The sequence below is a fragment of the Deinococcus sp. genome (genome assembly GCF_030523985.1).
GTDB lineage: Bacteria > Deinococcota > Deinococci > Deinococcales > Deinococcaceae > Deinococcus.
Map to the genome: position 1 here is coordinate 1 of NZ_JAUNHK010000077.1, position 6492 is coordinate 6492.

6 protein-coding genes and 1 pseudogene are annotated in these 6492 nt (G+C 66.0%); all 7 read right to left on the bottom strand.

Features of this window, described 5'->3' with window-relative positions; genetic code table 11:
- Nucleotides 1-851, bottom strand: an 851-nt coding sequence (locus Q4C89_RS10935; protein WP_303102646.1) for an endo alpha-1,4 polygalactosaminidase, incomplete at its 3' end; no start/stop codon positions are given.
- Nucleotides 852-1067: 216 nt separating this feature from the next.
- On the bottom strand, nt 1068-2048 hold the full coding sequence (gene csaB, locus Q4C89_RS10940; RefSeq protein WP_303102655.1) for a polysaccharide pyruvyl transferase CsaB: 981 nt from the start codon (nt 2046-2048) through the stop codon (nt 1068-1070).
- Nucleotides 2045-3895 carry a DUF5693 family protein gene (locus tag Q4C89_RS10945; protein ID WP_303102647.1) on the bottom strand — a complete coding sequence of 617 codons (1851 nt, stop codon included), beginning with the start codon at nt 3893-3895 and terminating at the stop codon, nt 2045-2047. The genes csaB and Q4C89_RS10945 overlap by 4 nt, the downstream gene beginning before the upstream one ends.
- Before the next feature lie 58 nt (nt 3896-3953).
- Nucleotides 3954-4577, bottom strand: a complete 624-nt coding sequence (gene udk / locus Q4C89_RS10950) for a uridine kinase (protein WP_303102648.1) — start codon at nt 4575-4577, stop codon at nt 3954-3956.
- Entirely contained in the window at nt 4574-5605 is a 1032-nt protein-coding gene (locus tag Q4C89_RS10955; protein ID WP_303102656.1) for a Glu/Leu/Phe/Val dehydrogenase dimerization domain-containing protein, read from the bottom strand. The genes udk and Q4C89_RS10955 overlap by 4 nt, the downstream gene beginning before the upstream one ends.
- 148 nt (nt 5606-5753) lie before the next feature.
- Nucleotides 5754-6221 carry a 6,7-dimethyl-8-ribityllumazine synthase gene (ribH, locus tag Q4C89_RS10960; RefSeq protein WP_303102649.1) on the bottom strand — a complete coding sequence of 156 codons (468 nt, stop codon included), beginning with the start codon at nt 6219-6221 and terminating at the stop codon, nt 5754-5756.
- 112 nt (nt 6222-6333) lie between these two features.
- Nucleotides 6334-6492, bottom strand: a pseudogene (locus Q4C89_RS10965) (bifunctional 3,4-dihydroxy-2-butanone-4-phosphate synthase/GTP cyclohydrolase II); the annotation flags it as partial.

The following is a 6492-nucleotide window of genomic DNA, read 5'->3' on the forward strand; positions in this document are numbered from 1 at the left end:
TCTTTGAAGATCGAGTTGACGCCCAGCGCGTTCATGGCGGCGCAGTCGAGGTTGGCCTGACGGTATTCCACGTTCAGCGCCAGTTTGCCCCGGCGCACATACTCGCCCAGTGCGCCGCATTCCTTGTAGCGCTGGCAGCTCTCATTGAGAATGCCGTCGAACAGCTCCACCATCGGGCGGCCCTGCCCGTCGGCTTCCAGCACGTAGCCGACGCCGTTTTTCTGTAAAATCGCCAGTCCGTTGGCGTGGGCGCGGTCAGCCAGCCAGCCGTTGAAGTCGAGCTGGTTCTGCCGGGTAATCACGCCGCTGGTCACGTTCTGGTCGTTTTCGAGGTTGTCGGGTTCCACCGCGTCGAAGCCCTTGCCCGCGCACATGGCGAGGCGGCGCTCCAAGATGCCCGCCAGCACGCTGCCTTCACGGAACACGTCGCGGATGTCCACGAAGCTCTCGTCGGGCCAGTTGGGGTCGGTCTGAATCTTGAGGTACTCGGGGTATTCCGCCGAGTCGGGGCGGTAGCTCTCGTAGCTGCCCACATTGATGTAGCAGACGGTGTAGATGCCCTTGGCCTTCAGCTCAGCGACTTTGGCCGCCGAGGTCGAGAACGCGTCCAAATCCATCAGCGTCACGCCTGCGGGCACCGCCACCTTCGCTTCCGTCGCCGCGCCGATCTGCCAGTCCCAGCTCAACTTGCCCGCCGGGGGCAGCCGCACCGCGCCGACGCTCTGGCTGCTCAGCTTGGCGGCGGGCACGGGAGCCACGGCGGACTCGCCCTGCACCGGCAGGGGCGCACCGCCGCAGGAGGCGAGCAGGAGGGCGGAGACGGACAGGAACGCGGTGAGGGGCAGTCGCATGAAGCCACCTTAAAAAAAGCCCCCTCACCGGGCTGGCACGCCTGAGGGCCTCCGCCGAACCTTAAGGCCGGGCAGGATTTTCGCGTGCTGGCGCCGCTTCTCCAGCGGGGCGCGTGAAGTCCCTCACAGTCAGGCTCTGACACGAACCACGTCGCCGGAAAGATGAAGGGGGACAGAGGCGCATCTCCTCCATCCCCCTTTTCCGGCTCTGGGCCTCTACGGGGCGTTCGGCTCGGTCAGCCACACGAAGCTCTGCATGGCACGGAATTTCATTTCCTCTATTGCGCTCCAGTCGGGCGTGACCCGGCGGTAGGTCTGGTCGGTGAGTTGCGCCGAATCGAAGTCCACGGGAAACACCGGAGAGCGGGCATCGTCGCAAAAGCCCTGCACCTTGGGGTCGTAGGCCACGCCCGCGAAAGGAACCCCTGCCGCCGCCGCCAGAATCACGGCGTGCAGGCGCACCCCCACCACGAAGCCGCTGCGGGCGATGGTGTCGAGCGCCAGTTGCGGGTCACGGGTGCTGACCACGTCGTCGGCTCCCAGGCTGTGGGCGGCTTCGTCGTCGTGGCTGGGCATGAAACTCAGGGCCACCACCCGCCGCCCCCGCGCCCGCAACTGCCTCACCATCTGTTGCAGGCCCGGCAACGTCCCGGTCACGTCGCCACGCGGGGCCACGACCACCGTGAACGGGTCGGGCTGCAAGCCGAGACTGGGCCGCAGCAGCAGCGCCGGGTCGCCGCCCAGCCGCGCCGGAACCTTCAGCTCGGTCAGAAGTTCCAGACTGCCCCGGTCACGCACGAAGACCTGGGTGCCGCGCAGCGCGCGCTTGACCTGTTTGCGTCCCTGCTCGCTGAGCGGTCCCACGCTCTGGTTGAACACGCACACCCGCTTGCCCATCAGTTTCGCCATGCGAATCAAGGCGAGGTAATAGACCAGGGTGCGGTTGCTGGTCTTGTCTTGCAGCAGGCCGCCCCCGCCCGAGAGCAGCAAGTCCGAGCGCAGCAGCGCCTGGGCGACCGCCGCAGGCTGCATGCGCGGCGCGGCTTCGCAGTCGTACAGGTCGGCGCTTTCCTCGGGAGTGTTGGACAGCAGCAGCGGCGCGATGCCCTGCTTTTTCAGTTCGCGGGTAATGGCGAGGGCAATCGCCTCGTCGCCCGTGTTGCCGAAGCCGTAGTACCCGCTGATGACGGCCTTCATGCCCGAACCCGGCGCGGCTCGCCATACGCGTTCCACAGCTCCAGCGCCTTGCCGAAAGCCCAGGTCAGCGCCAGACCGATCAGCAGACCCAGGCCCAGACCCAGGAAGCAGCGGATGGCCGAAATCAGGAAGGGCGTGTGGAAGTGCGAAAAGGTGTTGAGGATGCTGGCCTGACCCATCGTGCCGCCGAGCAGCATCAAGGCGCTGAAGTAGCCGGGGAGCTTGCCGCTCAGCCCCAGCAGGCCGAGGGGATGCGCGGCGACTTCCTTGAAGCGGGGACGCACCATCGAATCCTGCACGTTCTGGCGCAGCTGCGCTTCGAACTCGGTGACGCTACCGCCCGTCGCGTTGCCTCGGCGCGAGAACACCATCAGCAGCAAGGCCGCACCGATGCCCATCACGGCGATGTCACCGAGTTTGATGGGGGCGTTGTACACGTCGCTGACCGTCTTGCGGATGTCCTGTTTGGGCAGGAAGCTGACCGCCACCATCACCAGCGGCAGCAGCAGCGTCAGGCCCACGCCCCGGAAGGGATGCAGGCCCAGCATGGAGTCGCGGGTGGCCCCCAGCGCCGACACGAACACCACCCCCACCAGGCTCAGGCCCGTCGCCAGGAACCAGTCGGTCATCTTCTCGCGGCGCAGCAAGAAGCCCAGCGCCGGGAAACTGACGGCGGCGATAAGTGCGAAGCCCGCCAGCGGTGTGGCGTAGTTCAGGCCCACGCACAGCAGGAAAATACCCGCCGCGCCCAGCAAGCCCAGTTTGCGCAGCGGCACGCTCAGGCCTGCCAGCAGCAGCGCCGCCACCGGCCCGACGACACTCAGCCAGCGCAGCAGCGGGCTGGGTTCAAAGGCGGTGGTCACAGGGAGACCGACCCGGATACCGGAATTTTTCATCAGGACTTGCAGGCGGGCCAGCATGTCCTCGGTTTCGTTGATGGTGGGAAAGGGACGCATGTACAGCAGTTGCTGGCTGCGCTCGCGCACGGCGAGGTTGTACTTGCTGGCAATTTCTTCCGGCTGAAGCTGGTTCTGCCAGCTCGGGGCGATGGCAAAGAGGCGCACGCCGCCGTGCTCCAGCACCAGGTCTTCCAGGCCGTCCTGAATGTTGCCCTCGATGATGGCGGGAACACGCTGCCCCATCGCCTTGTTCACCTGGTCGAGCAGTTCGGGTGTCCGCGCCCCAATCACCGCGTCGTCGGTGAAGGCGATAAAGGGGACGTCGGGCCAGTCGGTGCCGACCTGACCAATGGGCCGCGCTTCGTCGTTGTAGGGGCGGTAGACCAGCACCATGCCCTGACGCTTGAAGTCGTCCACCTGCGCCTTGTTGGGGCCAGCGGGCAGGTAGCTGGGGTCGGTGGGCCACTCTATCCACTGCTGCCCCCCCACCGTGACCGTGCGGGTGGGAATGGTGTAGCGCGGGGGCAGGGCCTCGGCCACCCCCGGCACCACCGAGCGCATGTAGACCGCGTTCGGCTTGACGGACGAGCCGGGGAACTGGTCGGCGAGGTCGTAGCCGTTCTTGAGCAGCACTTCGCCGCGCTGCTGCAAGCTGGCGACGGTGTCCTCATACAGCGCAATCCCGTTGACGCCCAGCGCCTTGTACTTGTCGAGCAGGGCCTGCGGTTCCAGGCCGTAGCGCCGCGCCTGAATGACGAGCGCGGGGTAGTCCATCACCAGGGTCGCCGCCTTGCGCGACTGCTCGAACTGCACGCGCTGCACGGTCAAAATGAGAGCAGGAATGAAGGAAAGCAGCACCAGCAGCAGCAGGGGCCGCGTCAGGCGGTGAGGCCGGGCCGGAGCCAGCAGGTTTGGCCCAGTGGGGGCAGGGCGAGCGGGTTCAGTCACGCGCCCATCCTAAGCCGATTGGGGCGAGGGGCGCATCCGCCGAAGGGAGGAGCGGCACTCAGCGCCCCATGCCCTGAATCCGGGCCGCCAGCATGTCGAGTGCGGGTTCGTTCATGCCCCCGTGCGGAATAATCACGTCGGCATAGCGCTTGGTCGGCTCCACGAAGCCCAAGTGCATGGGCCGCACGAAGCTGAGGTACTGCTCAATGACGCTTTCGAGCGTGCGCCCGCGCTCCTGGGTATCGCGCAGCAGGCGGCGGATAAAGCGCACGTCGGCGTCGGCGTCCACGAAGACCTTGAGGTTCATCTTTTCGCGCAGGGCTTCGTCGTAGAGGGCGAAAAAGCCTTCGAGCACCAGCACCCGCCCCGGCATCACCCGCGTGGTGTGGGCGGCGCGGGTATGCCGGGTGAAGTCGTACTCGGGCATTTCGATGGGCACGCCCGCCATCAGCGCGTCCACGTGTTCGCGCAGGAGTTGCCAGTCGAAGGCGGCGGGGTGGTCGTAGTTGGTGTGCAGCCGCCCCTCGAAGGGAATGTCCGACTGGTCGCGGTAGTAGTTGTCCTGGTTCAGCACCGCCACGCCGTCGCTGCCCACCGTTTCCATAACGCGGCGGGTCACGGTGGTCTTGCCGGAGCCGGAGCCGCCCGCCACGCCGATCACAAAAGGAAGTTGAGCGCTCATGCGTGTCCCAGGCTCCCGATCAAGCTGATGCGGCGCTCGGCCATTTTGCGGGCGACCACATGCGGCGGCTTGTGGTACTGCGCGGCGGCGGCCACGATGCGGCTCACGTTCTGGTAGACGCGCTCGGCGGCTTGGTCCATGCTCGCGCCCGTCGCGGCGGCAATCAGGCCCGCCGAGTTGATGGCGAAGTCGGGCATGTACATGATTCCGGCTTCCTTGACCGCTTCTTCGCCGCGCTGGGTCAGCGGATGGTGTTCACCGCCCGCCACCAGTCGGCACTGCAACCGGGGCACGTCGTCGCTGTGGATGCTGTGCCCGTAACCGCAGGGGGCCAGCACGTCGCAGGGCGTGTCGAGCAGTTCGTGAACGGGGACGACCACCGTCTGGTCGAGTTCGTCGGCGAGCGCCTGTGCCCGTTCTGGCCGGAAATCGGCCACCGTCAGCTTCGCGCCCTCGCGGTGCAGGTGCGCGGCGAGCGTGCGGCCCACGGCCCCGGCTCCCAGGATGGCGACCCGCACGCCGCGCATACTTTCTGCGCCCAGCGCGTATTTGGCGGCGGCTTTCATGCCCCGGTATACGCCGTAGCCCGTGATGGTGCTGGTGTCGGTGTTCATGCCTAGCGTGGCGGGGGTTTCCTGCGCCACGAAGGTGATGTCGGCAGGTGTCACGCCGATGTCCTCGGTGAGCACCACCCGCGACTGCATGTGGCTGAGTTCGCGCCCCAGCGCCCGGAAGAGGGCTTCACGGGCGTGGGGGTCTTCCACCCCGGCTTCGGGCATCATCAGCACGCACGCGCCGCCGCCGTAGTTCAGGCCCGCCAGCGCCGCCTTGAGCGTCAGGCTCTCGGACAGGGCCAGGGCACCCCTGACCGCCAGTTGTTCGTCTTCCTCGCGCAGCCGCACGCCCGCGATGGCTGGCCCCAGCACCCGCGAATGCACCGCCAGCACACCGCGCAGGCCGCTGGGCGCGTGGTGCAGCAGCGTCAGGCTTTCGTGTCCACGCGCCTGCATTTCTTCCAGAATGAGCATCTTGCCCTCCTCTACAGGCAGCAGGGTAGCGCGGTCACGGCGAACCGTCGCGCCCATGAGCCGACATGCCGCCCGCCTGCATACCCTTGACGGCGGCTGCATATCGGGCTATAGTTTTTGTCGTAACCGCTCCGAGTGAGCGGGTTTTTTATTTGCCCACCTGACGCAGCAGGTTCACGGTTTCGATCATCGCCAGCACCGCTTCGCCGCCCTTGTTGCCCGCCTTGATGCCCGCGCGGTTGAGCGCCTGCTCGACGGTGTCGGTGGTCAGCACGCCAAAAGCGACGGGGACGCCCGTGTGCAGCGAAGTGTTCAGAATGCCGTTGGCTGCGCCGCCCGCCACGAAGTCGTAGTGATCGGTGTCGCCCTTGATGACGGCCCCCAGGCAAACGACAGCGTCGTACTTGCCCGATTCCGCCAGTTTGCGGGCAATCAGCGGCACTTCATAGGAGCCGGGGGCGAGGTAATGGTCGAGGTTCTCGGTTTTGCCGCCGTGCTGCACGAAAGCGAGTTCTGCGCCCTCCACCAGTCTGTCCACAATCAAGTGGTTCCAGCGGGTCGAGACGATGGCGAATTTGAGGTCGTGGGCGAGGAGGGTGGCTTCGATTCGGTTCATGGTTTGGCTCCTTTGGAGGGTGATGGTTGATGGTTCCGCTACGCTGATGGATGATGGAAAAAAGATGACGGGGACAATGTTTTCTCTATCATCTATCATCCATTTTCCATCATCATAAATGCCCCAGTTTCTCCCGCTTTACCCGCAGATACTCGGCGTTGTGCGGGTCTTCGCCCACATGCAGCGGCACGCGCTCCACGACTTCCAGGCCGAATCCGCCCAGGCTGTGCAGCTTTTGCGGGTTGTTGGTCAGGATACGGAGCTTTTTCGC